Here is a 24,199-nt window from a genome sequence, read left to right as displayed (position 1 = left end):
GTATAGATTCTGCTTTTTTTATTGCCAGCTTATCTTAAACGCATTGAGGCTGTCATAGTTTCGGTTCCTCCTACATCTTTGTTTATATCAATTTATAGTATAACACAACAAGATGATATGTTCAATATAAAAGTTATGGAATGAGACTCATACTTCCAATTCGATGCCAGATTTAAAGGATATGACGAAGTTTTCTTCATAGACTGTAACGCTCTGGATTATCTTCCTTAGTAGCAAGCGATTAGCTTTCACAAAATCTTCTGTTTGTAGTTTTAAAAATTCATCAGGATTTTCTAACTCAACCTCAAAATATTTCATTTTACATTCCCTCATTTCATTTATTGATAAATTGAGTTTGCAAAAAAGAGTGGACAATTTTTGTCTACTCTTAACCTTTAAAATAGTTTTTTTTAATCGATTTGAAGTTGCCTAAATTATTACTTATTCGGTAAAATGAAGTATTGCTTTCAACAGATTTCCTTCAACTACACTTCACTTGATTCAAACAAGGTGGGTACATTTCTATTCCCACAAACTCCTTGTCAATGGAAACAAACACGTACCCACAGGGTAAATGGAAATAGAAACTGATAATTTCTAGCTATCACTTCTACTCATTCCAAAAATTTTCTCACTCTGATACTTACCAACCATAAAGCAAAAAGCCTTGCAATCAAGGCTTTCATTATCCCTTTCGTTCAAAGGTTTCTAAGCTTTTACGAGCAGAGCGACACACTCAGCGGTTCGCTATCTCCGTTCTGTCTGCGTGCTAGCACTTGTCAATCACGGACAGCTATCGCATGGGCGGAAGTAAATGCTAATCTTCGTCGTTTTACTCCTTGACTAGCAAACTTACCGCCTCAACATGATGCGTCTGCGGAAACAAGTCCACCGGCTGGACTTTCTTCAAGTCATATCCTAACTCTTTGTAGAGCTTGATATCACGCGCCATGGTTGCGATATTGCAGGAGATATAGGCAATGCGGTCAGCTCCAGTTTGGCTACTTGCTTTGATAAAACTTTCGGTCAAGCCTTTGCGTGGAGGATCAACCAATATAGCGGTTGGTTGAATACCTTCCTTGAGCCAGCTCTTCATGGCATTTTCAGCTGTGTCACAGATATAGTGAGTATTTGTAATATTGTTTAATGTAGCATTCTTCTGGCTATTCTCAACTGCTTCTGGAATGACCTCAACTCCATAGACTTCCTTAACATGTTTCGCAACGGATAGTCCAATCGTTCCAATACCCGAATAAGCATCGATAACCACATCATCTGCTTTTAACTCCGCAAAGTCAATGGCTGTTTGATAGAGTTTCTCCGCCATTTCAGTATTCACCTGGTAAAAGGCTGGTCCAGCGATTTGGTAGTCATTTCCCAACATCTGGTCTGTAATATAGTCTTGACCGTAAAGAGTCTTCCACTCCTTACCAAAAATCGCATTGGTATTCTGGTCATTGATATTTTGCATGACAGACACAATCTCTGGGAACTGCTTGATAAGTTGTTCAATCAACTGCTCCACTCGGAAAATTTTAGGAAGTGTAGTCACTAAGATAACCATGATTTGTCCTGAATAGTGACCACGACGCACCACTAGGTTCCGAATCAATCCAGACTGTTCCTTTTCGTCATAAGGTTTCAAATCATAGCGACGAAGCAAATCTCGAAGAACTACTACAACTTGATCAATCACTGGATCCTGAATAAAGAAGTCTTCGAGTGGCATGAGGTCGTGCGAATTCTTACGGAAAAAGCCAGTTTCCAAGACACCATTCACTCGACGAACGGGCACCTGCGCCTTATTTCGATACTTGACTGGATTTTCCATACCAAGCGTTTCAGCAACTTCTACATCGGTAATACCAGCAATCTTGTAGAGACTGTCTTTGACTTGCTTGGTTTTGAACTTAAGCTGCTCTGGATAGGCAAGATGCCCCAAGTCAGCTATACCTGAACGTAGATAAGCCAAATCTAGGTCTTGGTTACGATGAGGTGACTGAACAAGGTATTCTTCAACTTTCCCAAAGCCAATCTTTTTATTGACCTTAAGGACTCGCATGAGGATTTTCTCAGTTGGTAGAGCATTTTCTACAAAGAAAACCAAACCTTCTATCTTAGCAACCCCTGCACCTTCATGAGTCAAATCAACAATTTCAACTTCTACAATATCATTTTTCTTTAGCATATTTTTCACTTTCTATCGGCCGACAAAAAAAGACGGCAACATTTCTGTTACCATCTATTATATCATGAAATGACCTAAGCACCAAAACTCTTGAAGAAGTTGACAATGGCTTGCCAAAGGGAGCTAAAGAAGTTGCCCCCGTCTTCTAGCGCTTTATTGGCATCAAAGTTGAGGTTGATATTTTTAAAGCTATCTCCAGCTTGAGAGACAATGCTTTCCTTGAGGTCATTTAGGGTTTTAGTGAAATCAGCATTGTTCAAAATGTCACTCTTTGAGAGATTGAGGGCAAAATTGATGATGATATTGACCTGGTTTCCTGTTATAACCTGATCGAGTTTGTAGTTTTTTAGCGTGTCTTCAACGATTTTGCGGACATCTTCCTCTGTCAGATTACCTTTGGCTTCTTTTGCCTTTGCGATTCCTGCCTTGATATCTGCCAAGGCGACATTGAGTTTATTGGCATCGTAACCTGACTTGTCCTTGTTTTCAGCATTGATATCTGATAAGGCTTTTAGCTCCTCTTGGGCCAAGTCTTTATTGGCTTGCGGTACTTTAGCACCATTGGCCTCTAACGAGTAGTAAATCCCTGCTAGGGCGCTCTCTCCTGTAACTGGAATGGGTGCTGCAACTGTGATTTTGGCATGCTCCACTCCCAGCGTCACTGCTGCGTTACGGTACATATCCTGCGTCACCTTGGTGATATTTTCAGGCGTTTCAATCTTTACCTCTAAAGGTGACTTGTCACCTAGCTTTTGAATCTTAGCTGATGAATAGAGCTGTAGACTAGCGTCATTAGCCACATTCATAATTTTCGAATAGATATCAGGTGTCATAGTTTTGATATCTTTGGTGTCTTTTGATGCGTCATAGCCAAGTTTGCTAAGAGTTTGATTTTTCTGGTCTTCAGATAGAGAAGAACCTAGGACATATTCGGGTTGTACATAGGTTTCATCGATTACTTTTTGAACATCGGTTGCTGCGTGAACGCTCGTCATAGCTGTTGCGGCCCACAATACTACAGCACTTGTTAGAAAGAATTTCTTTCTCATGGGATATTCCCTCCTTTACCTTTCTAGGGTAATAAAACAATCTTAAAGAAAGCTTATAGTGAAAAACACCTGGTCAAACCAGATGTTTAGAAGAAATTAAAGAATTTCATGATATAGAGATTAAAGCGAACCTGTCTCGAGTAGTAATAATTTCCACCATTTTCATAGAGTTCAGCTCCGTGAAAGATAGAAATTGGGTTGATGTAGGTGTAGGTCTTCCCTGTAGTATTACCAAGGATAGGAGCGACCGTTTCTCGGGAGTAACGCTTGGCTAGTGCCAGAGTATTTTCCTTGCCATTCTGAGCGATAAAGTCGATATAGGCAGGCCCAAAATTATAGGCTTGAACGGCGGTCCAGACATCTACTCCTTTGCTCTGTGCCAAATAGAGATTATCTGTTAAAGTCTGAATCCCTTGGCGAATACTAGAGGCATCGTCTTTGATGGTATTGGTAGCGCCACTAGCAGACTCACTAGACTGCATAACATCCCGCTCTTTTCCCTTCGTTTCGGTATAAATCATGGCGAGCACCAACTCTTCATTGGCTGGGGTATCTCTTTCACTCAAGATTTCTCGAACCATGGGTTGGTAGGTCATGACTTGTTTAACATCCTGATGGATATGATAAGCTTTATATCCTGCGAAAAGGAAGACTGCTAGCACAAGCACTCTTCTTATAAATTTAAACATTATTTACTTTGAATATCCTCGATATTTTTGATTAAGATAGAATAGGTTCCATTGTCATTTTGGATAAACTCAACAGACTCCGCGTCTTGGTATACATTATTTGGAACGATGAGTTCAATTCCATTTGACAGGGAAAGTTTTTGGTTTTCAAATTTCTTGAGTTGGCGACTGGCATCAATTTCATCAAACTGGACTGGTTCTGGTACAGCTTCCTTGACTTGGTCGATAAAACTTAGACGAGCTGTCAGGTTGTTATCAAAAAGGTCGTTAGCCAATTTTTCAGGCGACAATTCATTGCTTTCTTCAAGATTGTTGAAAATAGCTGATTTGACCTTGGATTGAAACTGAAAATCATCCGTGTTAAAGGACTCTGCAATTCTCTGGGCTGTTTTTTCCAATTCCTTGATGGATTTCTTTGGAGAAATCTTAGGAGCGACAGCAAGCAGATTCTCTGAAAAGTAGTTCAAAAATGTTCCATTGTACTTGATGCGTTTCTCGATCAGGTGGTACTTACGACTTTGAAGATTGACGACCAAAGCCTCATCAGCTCCCGTTCCAAATCCCGGCAAGTTATTCTGAGTTAGCTTGATTGGATTATCAACTTCTCCACCGAGGTGGGTCAAGGTTTCCCGCAGGGCAATTCGTAAGAAAGCGAAATGCTCTACACCTTCTTTAGAAAACTGAACAAAAACCAAGTCATTGGTCTTGAGGTTTTCAGAAATACTGAATTCCTTTTTCCAAAGATTAGCCAGTGTTACTGATGTCTCCAACAAATCGTCTGTGATGTGATTGAAGAAGGGATTTTCTTCTTCGAAAATCCCAGTCTTTGCTTCATCTGAATACACGCGTTCGATTTTTTTACGTAGGTATTCCTCGATTTTTGGAGTGATATTGAGAAACTTATCCGCTAGAAACAGCTCGGTATCATCCGGACTGAACTGATGGATAATAGCTTTCTTAATATAAATGTCCATAAAAGTATTAGTCCTCGTATAGTGGGATGGCATCTGTCAACGCTTTGACTTCACTTCTCACTTCTTCTAAGACAGCCTCATTTTCTGCATTTTTAAGGGTTTTAATGATGAGTTCAGCCACTTTACGGCTTTCTTCTTCACCAAATCCACGTGCAGTGATGGCTGCAGATCCGATACGAATCCCACTTGTCTTGAATGGTGACAAGGTTTCGTATGGGATTGAGTTTTTATTTAGGGTAATATTAACTTCATCCAGCAAGTTTTGAGCCACTTTTCCGTTTTCTACAACCTTAGTCACATCCACTAGGAAGAGGTGATTTTCAGTACCACCAGAAATAATACGGAAATCAGGGTCTTGCAAGAAGACTTCAACCATAGCCTTGCTGTTTTTGATGACATTAGCAGCATATTCCTTGAAGGCTGGATCCAAAACTTCTTTGAAGGAAACAGCCTTAGCAGCGACAACATGCTCCAAAGGACCACCTTGAATACCAGGGAAAATAGCTGAGTTGATTTTCTTAGCAAGTTCTTCGTCATTAGTCAAAATCAAGCCACCACGAGGTCCACGAAGGGTTTTGTGGGTCGTTGTTGTAGTGATATGAGCGTATGGCACTGGGCTAGGGTGAAGACCAGCTGCAACCAAACCAGCGATATGGGCCATATCGACCATGAGCTTAGCGCCAACTGCATCTGCGATTTCACGGAATTTTGAGAAGTCAATAATTTGAGAATAGGCTGAAGCACCAGCTACGATTAGTTTTGGTTTGACTTCTTGGGCTTGTTTCAAGATAGCATCAAAGTCCAAGAGTTCCGTTTCAGGATCCACACTGTAAGAAACAAAGTTGTATGTTTGACCAGAGAAGCTAACTGGAGCTCCGTGGGTCAAGTGTCCACCTGCTGCCAAATCCATCCCCATAACCGTATCACCTGGCTCAATCAAGGCCATGTAAGCCGCACAGTTGGCTTGGCTTCCTGAGTGAGGTTGGACATTGGCGAATTTAGCACCGAAAATTTCTTTTGCACGTTCAATAGCTAAAGTTTCTACCACGTCTACTACATCAGTTCCACCATAATAACGGCGTCCTGGGTAACCCTCGGCATATTTGTTTGTCAAGATAGACCCTTGAGCTGCCATAACAGCCTTGGAAACCACGTTTTCGGAAGCAATCAACTCAATGTTGTTTTGTTGGCGTTCTTCTTCTTTGGCAATAGCATTCCAGAGATCAGCATCGTATGCTTTAAAATCGTCTTTGTCAAAAATCATAGGTCTTCTCCTTTATAGTGTGACTGGTCCTTTGGTTTGTTTTTCCAATAAGAAAATAAACTAAAAGATGCGAATAAACCGTTTCTGCACTTTATCACAAGTATAACCAACTTTTTCATAAAATGCATGAGCTCCCAGACGATGATCAGCGGAGTTTAAGCGGATAAACCCATATCCACGTCTTTTTGCTTCTTCCTCCAACCCTTGCAGTAAGCTTTTACCGATACCTTGTCCTTGCGCTTGAGGCGAAACCGCTAAGCCTAAGATATTAAATCCTGCTTTGGAATAGAGGGATTCGTAAACCTCGGCATGGACATATCCAAGTAGGACATGACTAGCTGCATCCTCATAGCCAAGTAGGAAATGATGGGAATCCTGAGATAATTTAGCTAGTTGACTAGCTGTGTCCTCTGGACTAAAAGAATAGCCCAAAGCCTCTTGGTTAATCTCACATATAGCATTCACATCTGTTTCTTGCAAATCTCTTAGCATCTCATTCCTCCTCAAAAGAAATCTCTGGCAACTGAGCAAGAATATCTTCTCGTTTAATTGCCCCTTGGCGTAAGATTTTCACCTTGTCTCCAGACAAATCCAAAATAGTCGAATCCTGTCCAGTTAGAAAAGCATCGTCCTCTAGACCCAGAACCTCTTGATCAAAATCCTCTAGAATTTGAGCAAAGGTCACTCCACTCGCCTGACCCGAGATATTGGCAGACGGCCCAATCAAGGGTCCTGTCTCTCGAATCAAATCCAGTGTAATGGGGTGACTCGGCATCCGAAATCCGACAGTTGCAAGACCAGAGTTGACCCAATAGGGAACTCGGTCATTGGCTTCGAGGATAATGGTCAAGGGACCCGGTAAAAAGGCCTCTACGAGCTTTTGTAGATAAGTTGGCTGATTCTTTGAAAAGTGTAAGATGTCCTCTAGAGAAGCGACATTAAGATTGAGTGCCTTATCTCTAGGACGACGTTTGAGTTGGTAAACATGGTCGACAGCTTTTTCGTCTAAGGCCTTAGCAAAGAGACCATAAACTGTCTCTGTAGGCAAAACAACAGCTCCGCCCTTTTCCAACTCTTGTCTAATCCTGTCCATCATCAACTACAACCATCCTATCTTGACCAAATTGGTCCTTGAGTGTTCGTACCCGTTTTTTAGGAAGATGTTTCTTAAAAAGCGCAGGAACACTTTGACCTTGTTTGTATCCAATTTCAAGGTAAATCTTACCACCATCTGTGAGATAGTCTTTTGCATCTTCCGCAATTCTACGGTAAATAGCTAGGCCATCCTCATCTGCAAAGAGAGCTAGATGAGGCTCCGAATGCAAAACATTCAAACCGACCTCTGACTCATCTTCACGAGAGATATAGGGTGGATTGGATACAATTATATCATATTTTTCAGAAATTTCTGCAAAACAATCAGATTTTTTAAAAAATATATTAAGATTTTGATTTCTAGCATTCTCTGATGCAAGCTCTAAGGCGGCTTGGGAAATATCTGCTGCTGTCACTGACCAATCTGGTCTGTTTTTTGCTAATCCAAGGGCTATGGCGCCACTTCCAGTCCCGATATCTAGGATCTTAAGATTTTCCTCAGGATTTTCTGTGAGGATGAGCTCCACCAACTCTTCTGTCTCTGGACGAGGAATCAAAACCCGCTCATCTACTTTTAACTGCATTCCAAAGAAATCTACGTGACCAATGATATACTGAGCTGGTTTGTGAACTGCTAACTGCTGGAAAATTTCTTCTACAAATTGTTTTTCGGCCTCTGTTACCTCTTGCTGAAGGGTAAAAACAAGGTCCGTAAAAGAGAGATTTTTTAAGCTACGATAGACAAAAGAGAGGCTTTCTGCTTCCTCTCCTTGTCTTATCAACTCTTCTTCAAAATCTGAAAATAATTGAGCTAATTTCATTATTTGTTTAATTCTTCTAATTTTTGTGTTTGGTCATAGAGCACCAAGGCATCTACAACTTCATCCAATTTTCCAGACAAAATGGTATCTAGTTTTTGGAGGGTCAAGCCGATACGGTGGTCTGTGACACGGTTTTGAGGGAAATTATAAGTACGGATACGTTCTGAACGGTCACCAGTTCCGATAGTAGACTTACGCTCGGCGTCTTGTTCATCTTGAGCAATCTGAGCAAAATGGTCAGCAACACGCGCACGGATGATTTTCATAGCCTTCTCACGGTTCTTCTGCTGGGTACGTTCTTCCTGCATCTCAACCTTGATATTGGTTGGCAAGTGAACGATACGCACGGCAGTCGCAACCTTATTGACGTTCTGTCCACCAGCACCTGATGCGTGGTAGATATCAACACGAAGGTCTTTTGGATCAATATCGTATTCTACTTCTTCCACTTCAGGCATGACAAGGACTGTCGCTGTCGAAGTATGTACACGGCCTTGGCTTTCTGTCACAGGGACACGTTGCACACGGTGGGCACCAGACTCATACTTGAGTTTAGAATATACAGACTGACCAGAAACCATGGCAACCACTTCTTTGAAACCACCCACACCATTCATAGAAGCTTCCATGACTTCAAAGCGCCAGCCTTGGGCTTCCGCATACTTCTGGTACATAGTTAACAAATCTCCAGCGAAAAGTGCTGCTTCGTCTCCACCAGCTGCTCCACGGATTTCAAGGATGATGTTCTTATCATCGTTTGGATCCTTTGGAAGGAGCAAAATTTTGAGTTTTTCTTCGTATTCTTCTTTTTCAGCCTTAGCGTCTTTCAGTTCCTGCTTGGCCATTTCTTCCAAGTCCGCATCTCCGCCTGATTCTTTAATCATTTCTTCAGCATCGACGATGTTTTGAAGGACTTGTTTGTACTCACGGTAGGCTGTTACCGTATCACGAGTAGAAGCCTCTTCTTTTGAAAGCTCCATGAAACGCTTGGTGTCTGATACTACATCAGGGTCACTCAGCAATTCTCCTAGTTCTTCGTAACGGTCTTCTACAGCTTGTAGTTGATCATAGATGTTCATTTTTTCTCCTTATTTCTCAATTGTTAAATCATAGATTGCTACTACTTCGTTCTCAAATATTTCCCCAGTTTCTTTAAATCCATAACTGAGGTAACAAGATCTTGCATGTTCATTTTCTGGTTCATAAGACAACCAAAGTTTATTGCCTAAACCTGCTGGCGCTGTCTGAACATAGTCCAGCACTTTATCCATAATTGGTTTAAAATATCCTTGATTTTGAAAATTCTTATCAATCATAAAACGAAATAGTAAATAATTTCCACTACTAATTCCAATCTTTTTATCATAAGCTATCATCACAAAACCTATAATTGCATCATTATCATAAACTGCCAATGGAGCTACAAAATCTCCATTTTTAGTGTAGACATATGCTTCAGCTAAACTAATTGCGTTGGTTGCAATGAATTGTTTTTGATATTCCTTGACATCCAAATTCAAAACATCAAAATAATTTTCCATTGTAACATCTCTTAGTTCAATTGTCATAGTTGTGCTCCTTGTTAGATGTTATCATTGGGGCAAAATAATGTTTACGGCAGACTGAGATATAGGTTTCATTGCCACCGATCTGAATTTGTTCTCCATCATAGACTGGCACGCCATCTTGAGTTCGCAACACCATAGTCGCCTTTTTCTTACAATACTGACAAATGGTCTTGATTTCGTCAATCTTATCTGCTAAAAGCAAGAGATATTTGGAACCTTCGAACAATTCATTGCGAAAGTCATTCTTCAAACCAAAAGCCATGACAGGTATGTCTAACTCATCAACAACACGAGCAAGGTCATAAACATGGTGACGCTTGAGAAACTGAGCCTCATCAACCAACACACAGTATGGTTTCTCAGGTAAGACTCGGATATAACCAAAGATATCCGTCGTTTCCTCAATCGCAATAGCTGGGCGTTTCATGCCGATTCGGCTCGACACATAGCCAACACCGTCACGCGTATCCAGAGCAGAAGTCATAATCACAACTCCCTTTCCTTGCTCCTCGTAGTTATAGGCCACCTTGAGAATCTCAATCGTCTTACCAGAGTTCATGGTCCCATAACGATAATACAACTGTGCCATGCTTCTATTTCACGTCCATTTCTAAATTTTTGCTACATTCTAGTATATCATAATTTTCTGAAGCTTTAAACGGCAAAATGTGGTAAAATAGAAGAAATCAAAAACTAGTGGAGGAAGCTATTATGCCATTTGTACGCATCGATTTATTTGAAGGGCGCACGCTCGAGCAAAAGAAAGCTCTTGCTAAGGAAGTAACGGAAGCTGTTGTCCGCAACACTGGAGCCCCTCAATCAGCCGTTCATGTCATCATCAACGACATGCCAGAAGGAACCTACTTCCCTCAAGGGGAAATGCGCACCAAATAATCCAGCTTAAGCAGAATTGCTTAGGCTTTTTCAATCTCCAAGTAGCATCCATTGAAGAAATAGTCTAATTTTGTTACAATTTGAAGAGATGCTTGGATACCTATCCTAAGAAAAGAAATACAAAAGGAAATAGTATGATTACACGTGAATTTGATACCATCGCTGCTATCTCTACTCCACTAGGTGAAGGAGCAATTGGTATTGTCCGCCTGAGCGGAACAGATAGCTTTGCCATTGCGCAAAAGATTTTTAAAGGAAAAGACTTGAGCAAGGTTGCAAGCCATACCCTCAACTACGGTCACATCGTTGACCCTCAAACTGGTAAGGTCATGGATGAGGTTATGGTTGGAGCTATGAAGTCTCCAAAGACCTTCACTCGTGAGGATATTATCGAGATTAACACCCACGGCGGGATTGCGGTAACCAATGAAATTCTCCAACTAGCTATCCGTGAAGGAGCTCGATTGGCTGAACCGGGTGAATTTACCAAGCGTGCCTTTCTAAACGGTCGTGTGGACTTAACACAGGCTGAGGCAGTGATGGACATCATCCGTGCCAAGACAGACAAGGCTATGAATATCGCAGTCAACCAATTGGACGGTTCTCTTTCTGAACTCATTAATAATACTCGTCAGGAAATTCTCAATACCTTGGCCCAAGTAGAGGTCAATATCGACTATCCTGAGTATGACGATGTTGAGGAAGCCACTACTGCTGTCGTCCGCGAGAAGACTATGGAGTTTGAGCAGTTGCTTACCAATCTCCTTCGAACAGCCCGTCGCGGTAAAATCCTCCGTGAGGGAATTTCAACTGCCATCATCGGACGCCCCAACGTTGGAAAATCCAGCCTCCTCAACAACCTGTTGCGTGAAGAAAAGGCCATCGTAACAGACATCGCTGGTACTACTCGAGATGTTATCGAAGAATACGTCAACATTAACGGGGTTCCTCTCAAATTGATTGATACAGCTGGTATCCGGGAAACAGATGATGTCGTGGAACAAATCGGAGTTGAACGCTCCAAGAAAGCCCTCAAGGAAGCTGACTTGGTACTTCTTGTCTTAAACGCTAGTGAGCCACTAACAGCACAAGACAGACAACTCTTAGAAATCAGTCAGGATACCAACCGCATTATTCTACTTAATAAAACTGATCTTCCTGAAGCGATTGAAACTTCGGAACTGCCTGAAGATGTTATCCGTATTTCAGTTCTAAAAAACCAAAACATTGATAAGATTGAAGAACGCATTAATGACCTCTTCTTTGAAAATGCTGGCTTGGTCGAGCAAGATGCTACTTATCTATCTAACGCCCGTCACATTTCCTTGATTGAGAAGGCTGTTGAAAGCCTACAAGCTGTTAACGAAGGTCTTGAACTGGGTATGCCAGTTGATCTTCTTCAAGTAGATTTGACCCGTACTTGGGAAATTCTCGGAGAAATTACTGGAGATGCCGCACCTGATGAACTCATTACCCAACTCTTTAGCCAATTCTGTTTAGGAAAATAAGAAAAATCCATGATCGTTCTTGCGGTCATGGATTTTATTGTAGTTATTAGTAATCTGGTCTTAAAACACCAGTTACAGTTGCCTTAGTTGCTTCGTAGTCGCCATCTACGACAACTTTGATAATGCGTTTGGCATCTTCTTCTGGTGCTGGAACTAGAGGTAATCGAGTTGGTCCAGCTTCAAATCCCATGTAGTTCAAAACTGCCTTAACAGGAGCAGGACTTGGATAAGAGAAGAGAGCATTGACCTTAGGAATGAATTTACGCTGAATAGCTGCAGCTTTCTTCATGTCGCTTTCTGCAATGGCAGTGAACATTTCGTGCATTTCGTCCCCATTTGTATGAGAGGCAACAGAAATAACCCCATCTGCACCAAGGTTCATGGCATGGAAGGCATCTCCATCTTCACCTGTATAAATCAAGAACTCTTCTGGCTTGTGCTCAATCAAGTAAGCCATATTAGCCAAGCTAGTACATTCTTTGACACCAATGATATTTGGATGGTCAGCCAAACGAAGCATGGTTTCTGGAGTTAATTCGACAACCACACGTCCTGGAATGTTATAAATGATAATAGGTAAATCTGATGCATCCGCAATAGCTTTAAAGTGCTGGTACATCCCTTCTTGAGAAGGTTTGTTGTAGTACGGTACGATAGCAAGTCCAGCAGCGAAGCCACCAAATTCTGCGACTTCTTTGACAAATTCGATCGAGTCACGTGTATCATTGGTACCTACACCCGCAATCAAAGGAACACGCCCATTGACAATCTTTTGTACAGCCGCAAAGAGTTCCAACTCCTCATCGTGGGTCAAGGTTGGACTCTCGGCTGTCGTCCCTGCAAGAAGAATGCCGTCAGTATGATGGGCCAACAGATGCTCAATCAAGGCTGGAATGGCATCAAAGTTGATGGAACCATCCTCATGGAAAGGGGTAATAAAGGCTGTGATGATTTTACACTCTTTTAAATCTTGATAAGACATGAGAAACACCTCTCTATTTCAAAGAAGGAGTTCATCTGAACTCCTAAACGATATGACTATTTTAATTCAAATTTCAACTCAGCTGTTGGACGAACCAATCCACGTTCGTGAAGCGTTTCTGCAATCTGAACTGAGTTCCAGGCAGCACCTTTGAGAAGGTTATCTGAAACAACCCACATATGGATTCCTTTTTCAGCATCTAAGTCTTTACGGATACGACCAACAAAGGTATCACGTGAACCAACAGCATTGATAGCTTGTGGATAGATTTGATGAGCTACATCATCTTCAAGAACTGCACCTGGGAAGGCTGCGATAGCTGCTTTCACTTCTTCTATTGGAGCCACTTCTTTTGTTTCAATGTAAACAGACTCAGAGTGAGCAGACAAGACAGGAATACGCACACATGTTGCAGACACTGCGATGCTATCATCTTCCATGATTTTCTTCGTTTCCTTAGTCATCTTCATCTCTTCGTAAGTGTAATCATTGTCCGTGAAGACATCGATTTGTGGAAGAGCGTTAAAGGCGATAGGATAGTGTTTCTTGTCACCACCTGAAGGCAAGATTTCCGCATGCAAATCACGTGGATTCACACCGTCATTCAAGACTTCACGGAGTTCACGTTGTGTTTCAAGAATCGCTCCCATACCAGCACCTGAAACCGCTTGGTAAGTTGAAACGATGATACGGTCCAAGCCCCATTTTTGACGAACTGGCTCAAGAGCCACCATCATTTGGATTGTTGAACAGTTAGGGCAGGCAATAATCCCGTTGTGGGCATCAAGTGCATGAGCATTGACCTCTGGAACAACCAAAGGAACATCAGGATTTTGACGGAAATAAGATGTATTATCTACTACTACCGCTCCAGCTTGAACTGCGTATGGTGCATACTTAGCTGATGTCGAACCACCTGCTGAGAAGAGTGCAATATCAACACCCTCAAAAGCGGTCTCAGTCGTTTCTTCAATCGTAATATCTTGGTCTTTAAATTTCAAAGTCTTGCCTGCTGAACGTGCAGAAGCAAGGTAACGAATTTTATCGATTGGAAGTGTTGATTCTTCCAACATTTTTATCATCTGAGCTCCGACAGCACCTGTCGCGCCGACTACAGCAACTGTATATCCCATAAATAACCTCTTTCGGAATTTTCTAAAAATTTCTATAATAGATGTATTATACTACTTTTTCCAGAAATTGAAAAGCATTTTTGGGTTATATTTTCTGAAAATTAAAAATCCCTAGTCATTGACCAGGGACTAAGAGGCATCTTCATGTGATGAGCAGGTTCACACAACTCATCAAGGTCCGCTCCTGCGTTATGACCTCCTTATGCTCAATAGCATTCCGAAGACTGCCTATCGACTCATCGCATCTACTATTCTACTAGATAGAGTCACTTTTGTCAACAGCCAAAACTCTTTGCTTCATTTATACAGGTGCATAAGAAATATCTTTGAAAAATTTGGGTCAGACATAACAAAAACCCTTGTAAATAAGGGTTTTTGTATCTATTTAATGCTAATTGCCGGGATTGAACCGGCGACCTCATCCTTACCATGGATGCGCTCTGCCAACTGAGCTAAATCAGCTTACCTAAAAAGTATACTATAGTTCTATGTTCTTGTCAAGCGCTCTCTTTTAATTTATGGAATGAAAAAAGCTAGACTTATCAAGAATCTAGCTTATAAACTTCTTATTTTGTTAGATCGATTCGCTGTCCCAGTTTACCAATCAAAATCGCTCCCACTATAAGTGATGCAAACTCACCAATTCCAGTAGAGAACCATGTGAAGAAGAAGGGAGCTTCTGTCAAGATATGAAGTTCGGCTGCAATGGTAATCATTGAAATGGAGAAGAGGATTGAAAAGAAGAAATGATCTTTTCGAATCAATCCGTTAAAGAGGTAATCTTTGCTGTATTTTGCAAAGAGCCATACACCTAGACTAAGGAAAACTAAGGTAGAACCTCCACCGACAAAGACATCAATTATACCAAAACTAAAGAAATTAGCAATCATACAACCAATCGTCACACCGATGATGTATTTAGGGTTGTAAAATGCCAAGAAATTCAACATTTCTGAAATACGGAACTGATACACCCCAAAACTAAGAACATTGATTGGTGGCGTAATAGTCAAAACTACATAAATAGCAGCAACAATAGCAATATCTGCTATGTCACGAACAGTTAATTTTTTCATGTTTTCTCCTTTAGCGGTTTCCCGCGTAAAATATGCTTGGTGAAAGAAGCTAAGCACCAAGGGTTGAGATTATCAACCTTACTAGTATAGCACATTAGCCAGCTTTATGCTATACTAAAATCATGAAAAGACTAATAAAAGCTTTCTTTGATAACGAAATCCTCTCCTACCTATTTTTTGGTGGTGCTACTACTCTGGTTTCTATTGTATCACGTTTGGTTATTTACCATATCAGCCACCAGGAAATCCTTGCAACTGCCCTTGCAAATTTTATTGGGATTCTCTTTGCCTTTCTCACAAATGATACAATTGTCTTTAAACAAGAGAGAAGGAATTGGCTAACTCGCCTAGCTAAGTTTTTCTTAGCTCGTCTCTCTACTCTTGGACTGGACCTTCTTTTAACTTATATCTTTGTTACAGCCTTTCCTGATATTATTGGCCAGTTTGTTGAATATAATATAGATAGAGTTAATACGGTTGAAACTATCCTAGCGCAAATTTTGATCATCATTTTAAATTATATTTTCAGTAAAATCTATATTTTTAAAGGGGGCAACTGACCACTTTGAGCGTTCAAGTTGCTTTTTGTCACAATTTAGGATATAATAAATCAGAAAATTAGGAAAGGAATTTATGAAAATGTTAAAGGATCTTAAAGCATTTTTGCTTCGTGGTAATGTTGTTGACCTTGCTGTCGGTGTGATCATTGCCTCTGCATTTGGTGCTATCGTTACTTCATTTGTTAACGATATCATCACTCCACTTCTATTGAACCCAGCTTTGGAAGCTGCGAAAGTACAAAACATCGCTGAGCTTGCATGGAATGGTGTTACATATGGTAAATTCTTAAGCGCTGTTATCAACTTCCTTGTTGTGGGTACAGTTCTCTTCTTCGTTATCAAAGGTATTGAAAAAGCTCAAAACCTTCGTAAGAAAGAGGAAGTGGTTGAGGAAGCACCTGCTGCTCCAACTGAACTTGAAGTTCTTCAAGAAATCAAAGCTCTTCTTGAGAAAAAATAAAACAGATAAAGGATCTAGCTTAAAGCTAAATCCTTTTTTCTTTACTCTTTTGGTAATTTCCCAGCCTTTTCGAGCATTTTCTTAATTAAGTACGGCATCTTCACATTTTCACGGCCTTTTTTCTCAATGAGCTTTTTGACAAATTCTGGCATCTGAAGGTCGTCTGTCTCCTCCATGATGTCCTTGGTAGTTGCTGAAGGCGCTAACTCATCAAAAGTTTCTTCTTCTGGGAGAAAAGCTTTAAATTCTTTGTCTTCATTCGCTCTTACAGTAGCAACTAATGCGTCAATTAAACGGCTATCCGTATTGGGCATAGGTGGACGATGGTAGGTGACATCTAATTCTTGACACAACTCATAACATTCTACATCGTTGTCAAACAGGACTTCGATGTGCTCACTGATAAAACTAATCGGGACAAAAATATAATGCTCGGGATGTTGCTTTTGTTCTCGTAAATATTCTAAAACATCTGGCTTGATCCAAGGGATTCCAATATCGCTTTCGCTCTGCCAAGTATTGGTATAGTGGTCTGTCATTAGGCCGAGTTGTTCAGCGATTAGCTTGCTATTATCGAAAATCTGATCGATATATGGATCTCCATAGTCCAAGGCAAAAATGGGAACACTGTGGGCTGAAAAGATTACCTTGAAAGATTCTTCTCCCACATGGTTTCGTAAAATTTTTCTAATCTCATCTGTCCAAAAGTCCAACAAAGGCTGCTGTTGATACCAGTCCTTAATGACTAAAAATCGGATCTGCTGGCTTTCCAGAAACTTTTCATACCCCATGACTGAGTAAAAAGAATAATGAGGTTCCAAAATCAAGCAGATACATTCTTCAACACCATCAGCTTCCATCTGCTTGATCACGTCTGGAATAAAGGGACGAGAAAATTTGTTGGCAAAGTAGATACCGTACTCCTCGCCTAAACGTTCCTTGACTAAATCAACCTCCTCACGTGTAATCCGCTGCAAGGGTGTCCCGCCGATAAGGACATAGTTGTCATAGAGAGTCTGGATCTCGTGGTCTTGGGGTCTAACTCCACGACGAATGTTTGTAAAAAATTCTGCTACTCCTTCAAAACTAATCTCCTCTGGAGATCCAAAGGTCATCATTAATATTGCTTTTTTCATGTTATCATCCTTATGATATTATTTTCACTATCTATTCTATCATGAAAGAAAAAAATAGTAAACGCTTCCGACGTCTACTATTTCTTTTGTTCTTTAGTCTTTTTATCTCGTCTCATGATTAGGATGATAACAACAAGGAGTAAAATAACGATAATCAGGAGAAGAAAGGCAAGGATATAAATCCAATGCGTTGTTAGCCCTTGATCGAAATACCGCGTCCCTACAGCTTCTCCACTTTTATCCTGGGCTGCTTTTACTGGTGCATCCGTTATTTTAGCTAATAGGATATGTCGTCCGTTGGTAATGTTAAGGAAACAGGTGCTTAACAAAACAATCTTGTCCGTTGAGGTCAAGGAGACATCTCGCTTGTACTTGGCTTTACTTAGCAAATATTGATAGTAAGCCTGGTGTTCCTCATCGTTGGAACTCAAAGTTCGGTAAATCTCCGTGTCATAGGCGTCTACTTCTAAAATCCCAAAAATCTCCAGACCACGTTCACGGCCATTGTAGTAGATAGAGCCATAGCGATGCATTTCAAAAAAATCTTGATCCGCAAATTTTTGAATCTCCCCAAACATAGCACCAGAAGCCATGGAGTGACCATAGATGATGGTGTTAAAGTCAGTAAAGTTTGGATTAAAACGATAGTCTAGAAAAATAGACCCTGACACAGTATAATCGCCAAAAGCATTGCGGTCAAGGTATTTGACATTGTCCTGACTCTGCAAGAGGGGATAGTCTACCTTGGTCCCATCAAGGCTAATCCAACCACAAACATCCTTGTTGAGGTGCTGCAAGGTTTCAAAGCCCGTACTGCTGGCATCCTTTTCAATGGGATTATAATGATCGTAGTCACTCGCAAGGACCCTATCAGCTGTAAAAAGACAGAAAAAAACTAGAAAGAGGGATAGAATGACCTTTATAACTTTGCGACTTGTACTTGTTTTCATATTTCCTGCTTTCTCCTTTCTAGCCTTGAAAATAAAAGAGCAAGAGAGGCTATCCCTTTCTCTTTTATTGGTAGTTTAGTCAGTAATGGTATCTGCTCCTTCTTCCTTTGCTTCTCTTCTACGACGCAAGATCAAATAGAGGATGATGAGCAAGAAGATCAATAGCAAGAGCAAGATAAACAAGATGATGTACCATATCCACAAAGGAATCGATGAGAGAAATCGTCCGAGCGACGAATCATCAAAGACACTATAAGGGAATGGTTTTGATTTTTTCGTATGGAAGGTGTTCTTTGGAACCGTATCCGTAATCTTGGCAACTACGATATGTCTCCCATTTGTTACGTCTAGGAAACAGGTACTGAGAAGGATGATATGGTCATTTGGCCCCAGTGTAATGTCTCGTTTGTGAATGGCAACCGAGAGTAAGTGATCGATATATTCTTGGCGCCGATCATCCCCATTAATACCTGGATCGTAGATGTTAAAGTCATAGGCGTCCACCTCGAGCATTTCAAAGATTTCAAGACCTTTTTCAACGCCATTATAGTAAATACTGCCGTAGCGATGCTGGTCAAAGAATTCCTTATCAGAAAACTTTGCTACATCTCCAAACATAACCCCATTTTCTACATGGTGTCCGTAGATGATGGTATTAAAGTCCTCGAACTTGGATTCATTTCGAGCCTCAAGGAAAATAGCTCCTGTAGCTGCAAATTCTCCCTTGGAATCTTTGTTCAGGTACTTTTCATTGTCTTTGGCTTGGACTAAGGGATAGTCGATATTGGTGCCATAGACATTGATCCAACCGAGAACCTCTGGATTGACTTGCTGTAGCTTGTGAAAGCCAGAAAAACTAGCAAGCTCATCTTTCTCAGTAGTACTCACTGGTTTATAGGCCTCATACTCACTTGATGAAGCCTGAGAATAGACCTGATTGGCATCCCAAAGAGCGTAGAAACCAAAGAGAAAGACTAAGGCCGCCAAGAGGAGCAAGATATGATTTATCAACGCATCTACAGCAAGGACCAGACGCCTAGACAAACTCCTTTTTGGTTTCTCACGCTTGATTTTCATCGGTCAAACCAGTTGCTTAAGCTTGTCTGCGTTTTTTAGACAAAACAACAAATCCAGCCAAACCAAGACCAATCATCAAGATGAAAGGAAGATTGTCAATCAAGAGACCAGTAGGGGTAACGTCTGGTAAGCTATTTGTGATAGTGTTATCGTTGGGTTTTTCACCAACAAGGATACTATCTTGAGTGAAATTTGTAGAAACTGTACCAGCTTGATTTTTTGATGCTCCGTTCTCCTTATATGCAGCTGAAGCTGTATAACCTTGAGATCCTGTTTCAACCAATTTATAACGAGTACCTGCAGGAATTGTGTCAAACACCAAAGATTGATCGTGGCGTAGTGTTATAGTTGTTTCTTGACCATAGACAAATGTTTTTGAGGTTTCACCGATTTTACCAGTGATGGATTGTGAAGTTTCTGTAGATGCTTTGGTAAAAGTAAGCTTGAAAGTGAAATCTTTTGATTTATCTGCAGTAGCACCTGACACAACTTTTTTAATTACTAAAGATTTAGCATTTGGATCAACTTTTGAAACATTTGGTTTATTAGGGTTTGGTTCATTTGGATCTGTAATTTTACCAGCATTTTTACGATAGATGTTAGTGAAAAGATCATATTTGTAAGTAGTTCCACTTTCAGATGGTTTTACTTTACCATTCACACTTGGGGATACTTGTTTAAAATACACAGAAGAAATATATGTTCCTCCTGTAGTTTTGTTCTTAACAATAACGTGCATTTCATAGTTGCGATTATCATATGTCATAAAATCAATAGGTGAACCATTTTTTTGAATAACATTCCAACCAACATTTTGTTTTTCAGCAACAGTATAGACATATTCACCAGCATGTGTATAGTTCACTTCTCTAAAAATATCGCCGGTTTCTTTCTTAATGTTAGTTTGGCCAGTTGCTAAAACGTCTGTTCCAGAATAAGATACATTTTTATCTGTAATTTGACCATTAGAAGAATCAATCGTTTCATAAGGTGCACCATTTGATGATGTACCAGTTTTTGGGGTGAAAGTAAATGTAAAAGTTGCTTCAGGTGTTGTAATTCCTTCCGCAATATTCAACACCTTATTAATAGAAACTTTTGCACTTGTTTCACCATTTGCTTTGGCAGTTGCCACATCATTATCATCCGCAAATGTTGGCACTCCTCTAAAGACCGACAAGGCGGTTACAGCTGCAATGCTTGCAGTAACTAATTTTTTCAAAAATGTTTTTTTCATGATTATTCCTTTTATTTTTAAATTTCTTTTTTCATAAATTACCATCAAAAGCCCCGTCGCCTTAGGACTGTTACCACCTTGCCATGGGTATCCTGTATAGGAATGGTTCCAAAAGCACGACTATCTACAGCCGTTGTTCGATTGTCTCCGAGGACAAAGAGTTGTCCTGCTGGGACTTTCATTGGGAAGGTAGCCCCTTCCTTATAGAGCAGCGTTTCTTTGTAGATATCCTGCTCTTGTTGAGGAGAACCGTTGATGATGAGACCATTTTCGTTTATATCGATCGTACTTCCTTCGGTTGCTATGACACGCGCCACTCTTTCCTTGCCCTTATAACTATAGACGAGCAGATCACCAATCGAATAACGTTTATCCAACCTATAGTAGACAACCAAATCGCCATCTTTCAAGGCTGGCTTCATGCCATCGTCATTGTATCTCAATAGTCCAAAGACAAAAAAGTAAAGGGTGGCCAGTACAAACCCAACCATCAGAAGCTTACTGACTAAGTAGAGGATATCTCCCCATACACTCGGCGGAGACTTATCCCGATTGACTTGTGTTACTGTTTTCTTATGTTTCTTTTTAAGTAGCATTATTTTCTCCTATGTACCACTAGATATCCGAGTAGGATTGTAAAGAAGATTCCCCCTAGAGGAAGGATTATTCCTAACATGAGTGTACTGCTGAGGAAGTCAACTCCGGTTTCAGGCACGCTATTCTTATTATTCGTGACTGTCGCGGACTTGTCTCCATCCAGCTTGCCTTCTTGATTTTCATAAGATACCTGATATCCACTAGAAGAGTTTGATTCCTCTTCTACGGTATAGTGACTATTGAGTGGAAGTCCATCAATTTTTATGGTTTGATCTTTGTTTAGATCAATAGACACTCGACCATTCGTAAATTGCAGAGGGGTTCTTTTATTATTTACCGTTGCAGTATAGGTTCCATTCAGTGGACTATTCTGAGCATCCCTAATGTTAATGGTAATCTTGAAGGATTTTAATAGGTTGGCAAATACACCCGTAACCTTTTTTGTAACTGATAAACTTGGAAGCTTGTGATTCGTGACAATACTGGTTTCGTCTTTATTCAGATCGCCCTCTTGATTCTCATATGTAACGTGGTAACCGTTCGTTGATGCCGCTTCTTCTTCAACCTTGTAATGGGTTCCTCGAGGAAGATAGCTTAGAATACCTTTCCAACGTTTTCGTTTTTCGACACGGATCTCCGCTTCTCCATTCACAACAGTTATATCGCCAAAAGTTCCATTCAATGGCTTAGAATCAGGAGAGGTTAGTTTTACCTTAATCCTAAACTCCTTGTTCAAGTTATTTTCAGCTTCCAACACTTTCTTAATCGTCAGACTTGGCAATTGTTTATAGATTACCTTGAAGGATGGTTTAGTTTCTGTACCAACATTTTTTATTTCTTTGGTAAAGGCGGGGACGTCTGGTGCAATTAAATCGTATTGATATCCTTTGGCAACTTTTTCAAAGTTCCTCGTTTCATTAGATACGTTTTTACTAACATTCACATTGGTCTTTCGATAGTCTTGATTATCAGGACCTCCGTTCTTGTTCTTTTGAACCAGTTTCAGTTCAACATTACTCGGTTGATCAGCTGTAATGACAGTTCTCGCACCCGTCACACCTTGCCATTCAACTTCCACTGGTACCGTTAATGGATCCGAAGGCTTAAAGGTTGGGTTGTCAGAGTATTCTTTGGTCTTGGTTTGGGAGGTGCCTATTCCATAGGAATAGGTGACACTGGCACCTTTATTGGAATAGAGTTTATTGACATCAGAACCTTCAGCATCACCAGCCTCTAGTTTTTTATCACCTGCAATGGCATCCAGAGCATCTTGACTAGATGTAACAGTGAATTTGAGGACATATCTAGCTCCATCTTCTAAGGAATAATTCGGAGAAAAGTTAGCCGTAACTTCCACTAATCCTTCTGCCGTTGTCTTGGTATCAAAAGTTACTTGCTCTTCGGTTAATGTTTCACTGCTACCATCCTTTTCTTTCACTACACGAAACTCTGACGATCCGTTCGGTAATAGCTGGACATACTTAGAAAGAACATCCTTGATGGTCACGTGGTGGATTCCCAGTGGCAGAATCTTATCAGTGATATCTTTGAAACTGTCTTGTAACTGGTCTTCATCATTTGCAGAGAATATTTCATTTGGAATGGAGGCATTATGTTGCCTCATATAATATTGCAGACTGGTAATACTGTCGACATTGTTTGAATAACGAAATTTAATTGAATAGAAACCATCAAGTGTTGGAGCCAAGCTATATGATAGACTATTTAGATTATTATTTAATCTATCCCAAAACCACTGGGGAGCTGTTTCGATATTAGGATCCTCGTTATTGTAGTTATATATAGTGTAACCATTGGCATCGTAGACCATATTCGCAAAGCCATCTGAAAGCAAAATAACGACTTTCTTAGCATTAGATCTTGCACTTCCCATTAACTGGTTGGCCAAGGTTAATCCAGCCCCAATATTGGTCCCGGTACCAATACCTGACTCAGTACCAATGGAATTACCTCCTGCAATACTCATGTTGTATACCGCTGTTTTAGCAGCACGAGCATTGTTACTCCATCCTAAAATCGTGTTAGCATCATCCCATGGTGAAACGCCATCATAGTATTTTGTCATCCGTTCATAGGGCCAGTATGGTCTAAAAAGTCTCCATTTATTTCCATCCCAATACTGATCATTCTTTTTATTGTCAATTTTCCCACCAAATCCTACCATAGATAACCGGTTATTAGAATTGGATAGAATGGTATCAATTAAGCCCTTACGACCATTTGTTCCTCTTAGAGTATTTTTCAATGCGTCAATCCGACTGATCGTCCGTCCATCAAAAGATTGGACATCCTGATTCTGCATACTTCCTGAGAGGTCTGCTACTAAAACAACATCCAAGGGATCCGTTTGGGTCTCCGTTCCCAGTTTGGACGTGATATCCAATGACAACTCATACTTGTCATCCTGTCCCGATATCGGAGTAATTGTCTTGTGAAGGGTTGTCTGAGGTTCTGTAGTAGAATCAGCATTTAACAGGCTTATCGGAGCACACAAAAAGAGAATAGCTAACAGTGTAACTAAACGGCGCGCAATAATTTGAACTTTCTTAAAATCGAAGCGAATGTTCATTTTATTCTCCTTAACTAGAATGTAGTAATATTGTTACTATATCAATGTAGGACATTTACAAGATAATTGTACAATAAAGTTCACGCAGTGTCAATTAATATGATTAATTTTATATTATGTTAATTAATAAAAGAGTATGATTCTTCTTTGTCTTTCAAACTATTCTATGGTAAAATGAAAAAAGAATAAAAAAATCTCATAAAATATCAATGCATATATTTTATTCTAGAATATCCAAAATTTCATTTAAAAGTCTATTGAATTTGAATTATTATATTTTTTCAAAATTCATGAAATTTTCAGAATAAGGTTTTTTCCGAAGTTTGCATTCTATTTTATGATTGTTAAAGG

25 protein-coding genes, 1 tRNA gene and 1 riboswitch are annotated in these 24,199 nt (G+C 40.2%); of the genes, 4 read left to right on the top strand and 22 right to left on the bottom strand.

The window, feature by feature from the left end; all coding sequences use genetic code 11:
• Positions 1–147 precede the first annotated feature (147 nt).
• The 12 genes from HMPREF2766_RS04130 to HMPREF2766_RS04075 all read right to left on the bottom strand — a co-directional run bounded on the left by HMPREF2766_RS04130 (position 148) and on the right by HMPREF2766_RS04075 (position 10,237).
• Complete coding sequence (locus HMPREF2766_RS04130; protein ID WP_000873143.1) at positions 148–318, bottom strand: hypothetical protein; 171 nt, start codon at positions 316–318, stop codon at positions 148–150.
• 514 nt (positions 319–832) lie between these two features.
• Complete coding sequence (rlmD, locus tag HMPREF2766_RS04125) at positions 833–2,188, bottom strand: 23S rRNA (uracil(1939)-C(5))-methyltransferase RlmD (protein ID WP_070567900.1); 1,356 nt, start codon at positions 2,186–2,188, stop codon at positions 833–835.
• A 74-nt stretch (positions 2,189–2,262) separates the two neighbouring features.
• Positions 2,263–3,237, bottom strand: a complete 975-nt coding sequence (locus tag HMPREF2766_RS04120) for a DUF1002 domain-containing protein (protein WP_001227384.1) — start codon at positions 3,235–3,237, stop codon at positions 2,263–2,265.
• Positions 3,238–3,323: 86 nt separating this feature from the next.
• Positions 3,324–3,926 carry a lysozyme family protein gene (locus tag HMPREF2766_RS04115; RefSeq protein WP_002893258.1) on the bottom strand — a complete coding sequence of 201 codons (603 nt, stop codon included), beginning with the start codon at positions 3,924–3,926 and terminating at the stop codon, positions 3,324–3,326.
• Positions 3,926–4,900, bottom strand: a complete 975-nt coding sequence (locus HMPREF2766_RS04110; RefSeq protein ID WP_070567898.1) for a nucleoid-associated protein — start codon at positions 4,898–4,900, stop codon at positions 3,926–3,928. The genes HMPREF2766_RS04115 and HMPREF2766_RS04110 overlap by 1 nt, the downstream gene beginning before the upstream one ends.
• 7 nt (positions 4,901–4,907) lie before the next feature.
• Positions 4,908–6,164, bottom strand: a complete 1,257-nt coding sequence (gene glyA, locus HMPREF2766_RS04105) for a serine hydroxymethyltransferase (protein ID WP_070567896.1) — start codon at positions 6,162–6,164, stop codon at positions 4,908–4,910.
• Positions 6,165–6,224: 60 nt separating this feature from the next.
• Positions 6,225–6,656: a GNAT family N-acetyltransferase gene (locus HMPREF2766_RS04100; protein ID WP_070567894.1), complete on the bottom strand. Its 432-nt coding sequence runs from the start codon at positions 6,654–6,656 to the stop codon at positions 6,225–6,227.
• A 1-nt stretch (position 6,657) separates the two neighbouring features.
• Positions 6,658–7,260 carry an L-threonylcarbamoyladenylate synthase gene (locus HMPREF2766_RS04095; protein WP_049505778.1) on the bottom strand — a complete coding sequence of 201 codons (603 nt, stop codon included), beginning with the start codon at positions 7,258–7,260 and terminating at the stop codon, positions 6,658–6,660.
• Positions 7,244–8,080, bottom strand: a complete 837-nt coding sequence (gene prmC, locus HMPREF2766_RS04090) for a peptide chain release factor N(5)-glutamine methyltransferase (RefSeq protein ID WP_070567892.1) — start codon at positions 8,078–8,080, stop codon at positions 7,244–7,246. The genes HMPREF2766_RS04095 and prmC overlap by 17 nt, the downstream gene beginning before the upstream one ends.
• Positions 8,080–9,159, bottom strand: coding sequence for a peptide chain release factor 1 (gene prfA / locus HMPREF2766_RS04085; RefSeq protein WP_001028815.1), 1,080 nt, complete (start codon positions 9,157–9,159; stop codon positions 8,080–8,082). The genes prmC and prfA overlap by 1 nt, the downstream gene beginning before the upstream one ends.
• A gap of 9 nt (positions 9,160–9,168) precedes the next feature.
• Positions 9,169–9,648: a GNAT family N-acetyltransferase gene (locus HMPREF2766_RS04080; protein ID WP_070567890.1), complete on the bottom strand. Its 480-nt coding sequence runs from the start codon at positions 9,646–9,648 to the stop codon at positions 9,169–9,171.
• Positions 9,638–10,237 carry a thymidine kinase gene (locus HMPREF2766_RS04075; protein ID WP_070567888.1) on the bottom strand — a complete coding sequence of 200 codons (600 nt, stop codon included), beginning with the start codon at positions 10,235–10,237 and terminating at the stop codon, positions 9,638–9,640. The genes HMPREF2766_RS04080 and HMPREF2766_RS04075 overlap by 11 nt, the downstream gene beginning before the upstream one ends.
• A 122-nt stretch (positions 10,238–10,359) precedes the next feature.
• Here HMPREF2766_RS04075 and HMPREF2766_RS04070 point away from each other — a divergent pair, with 122 nt between their 5' ends.
• Together HMPREF2766_RS04070 and mnmE are read left to right on the top strand one after the other, a co-directional pair.
• Positions 10,360–10,542: a 4-oxalocrotonate tautomerase gene (locus HMPREF2766_RS04070; protein ID WP_001117401.1), complete on the top strand. Its 183-nt coding sequence runs from the start codon at positions 10,360–10,362 to the stop codon at positions 10,540–10,542.
• A gap of 134 nt (positions 10,543–10,676) precedes the next feature.
• The gene (gene mnmE, locus HMPREF2766_RS04065; protein ID WP_070567886.1) at positions 10,677–12,050 is read left to right on the top strand and encodes a tRNA uridine-5-carboxymethylaminomethyl(34) synthesis GTPase MnmE; all 1,374 of its coding nucleotides are present in this window, start codon (positions 10,677–10,679) and stop codon (positions 12,048–12,050) included.
• A 46-nt stretch (positions 12,051–12,096) separates the two neighbouring features.
• Here mnmE and dapA read toward each other — a convergent pair whose 3' ends face one another.
• The 4 genes from dapA to HMPREF2766_RS04045 form a co-directional block, all read right to left on the bottom strand.
• Entirely contained in the window at positions 12,097–13,032 is a 936-nt protein-coding gene (gene dapA, locus HMPREF2766_RS04060) for a 4-hydroxy-tetrahydrodipicolinate synthase (RefSeq protein ID WP_000121606.1), read from the bottom strand.
• A gap of 56 nt (positions 13,033–13,088) precedes the next feature.
• Positions 13,089–14,165: an aspartate-semialdehyde dehydrogenase gene (locus HMPREF2766_RS04055; protein ID WP_000542494.1), complete on the bottom strand. Its 1,077-nt coding sequence runs from the start codon at positions 14,163–14,165 to the stop codon at positions 13,089–13,091.
• Positions 14,166–14,554: 389 nt separating this feature from the next.
• Positions 14,555–14,627 (bottom strand) — tRNA-Thr (locus HMPREF2766_RS04050).
• A 104-nt stretch (positions 14,628–14,731) separates the two neighbouring features.
• Positions 14,732–15,241 carry a QueT transporter family protein gene (locus tag HMPREF2766_RS04045; RefSeq protein ID WP_070567884.1) on the bottom strand — a complete coding sequence of 170 codons (510 nt, stop codon included), beginning with the start codon at positions 15,239–15,241 and terminating at the stop codon, positions 14,732–14,734.
• Positions 15,239–15,335, bottom strand: a riboswitch (PreQ1 riboswitch). Its footprint overlaps the gene before it by 3 nt.
• Before the next feature lie 28 nt (positions 15,336–15,363).
• Between HMPREF2766_RS04045 and HMPREF2766_RS04040 the strand changes: the two genes are divergently transcribed.
• Both HMPREF2766_RS04040 and mscL read left to right on the top strand, forming a co-directional pair.
• A complete protein-coding gene (locus HMPREF2766_RS04040) occupies positions 15,364–15,801 on the top strand; it encodes a GtrA family protein (protein WP_070567882.1) in 438 nt (145 codons plus the stop codon).
• 79 nt (positions 15,802–15,880) lie between these two features.
• Complete coding sequence (gene mscL / locus HMPREF2766_RS04035) at positions 15,881–16,261, top strand: large conductance mechanosensitive channel protein MscL (protein WP_025170998.1); 381 nt, start codon at positions 15,881–15,883, stop codon at positions 16,259–16,261.
• 41 nt (positions 16,262–16,302) lie between these two features.
• Here the strand turns inward: mscL and hemH are convergent, their stop codons facing one another.
• The 6 genes from hemH to pitA all read right to left on the bottom strand — a co-directional run bounded on the left by hemH (position 16,303) and on the right by pitA (position 23,848).
• The gene (gene hemH / locus HMPREF2766_RS04030) at positions 16,303–17,397 is read right to left on the bottom strand and encodes a ferrochelatase (RefSeq protein WP_002882395.1); all 1,095 of its coding nucleotides are present in this window, start codon (positions 17,395–17,397) and stop codon (positions 16,303–16,305) included.
• A gap of 77 nt (positions 17,398–17,474) precedes the next feature.
• The gene (gene srtB, locus HMPREF2766_RS04025) at positions 17,475–18,347 is read right to left on the bottom strand and encodes a PI-2 pilus system class B sortase SrtG2 (protein ID WP_070567880.1); all 873 of its coding nucleotides are present in this window, start codon (positions 18,345–18,347) and stop codon (positions 17,475–17,477) included.
• 75 nt (positions 18,348–18,422) lie between these two features.
• Complete coding sequence (gene srtB / locus HMPREF2766_RS04020) at positions 18,423–19,424, bottom strand: PI-2 pilus system class B sortase SrtG1 (RefSeq protein ID WP_070567878.1); 1,002 nt, start codon at positions 19,422–19,424, stop codon at positions 18,423–18,425.
• Between the two features lie 16 nt (positions 19,425–19,440).
• Complete coding sequence (locus HMPREF2766_RS04015; RefSeq protein WP_070567876.1) at positions 19,441–20,706, bottom strand: DUF7601 domain-containing protein; 1,266 nt, start codon at positions 20,704–20,706, stop codon at positions 19,441–19,443.
• Positions 20,706–21,257 carry a PI-2 pilus system signal peptidase SipA gene (gene sipA / locus HMPREF2766_RS04010; protein WP_000924790.1) on the bottom strand — a complete coding sequence of 184 codons (552 nt, stop codon included), beginning with the start codon at positions 21,255–21,257 and terminating at the stop codon, positions 20,706–20,708. Before sipA ends, HMPREF2766_RS04015 begins: the two co-directional genes overlap by 1 nt.
• Positions 21,257–23,848 carry a PI-2 pilus tip adhesin PitA gene (gene pitA, locus HMPREF2766_RS04005; RefSeq protein WP_070567874.1) on the bottom strand — a complete coding sequence of 864 codons (2,592 nt, stop codon included), beginning with the start codon at positions 23,846–23,848 and terminating at the stop codon, positions 21,257–21,259. The genes sipA and pitA overlap by 1 nt, the downstream gene beginning before the upstream one ends.
• Positions 23,849–24,199 lie beyond the last annotated feature (351 nt).

Origin of the sequence: Streptococcus sp. HMSC076C08 (assembly GCF_001810825.1) — a bacterium.
Taxonomy (GTDB): Bacteria; Bacillota; Bacilli; order Lactobacillales; family Streptococcaceae; genus Streptococcus.
Note: the sequence above shows the minus strand (reverse complement) of the source record. Positions and strands in the feature narration are given on the sequence as shown.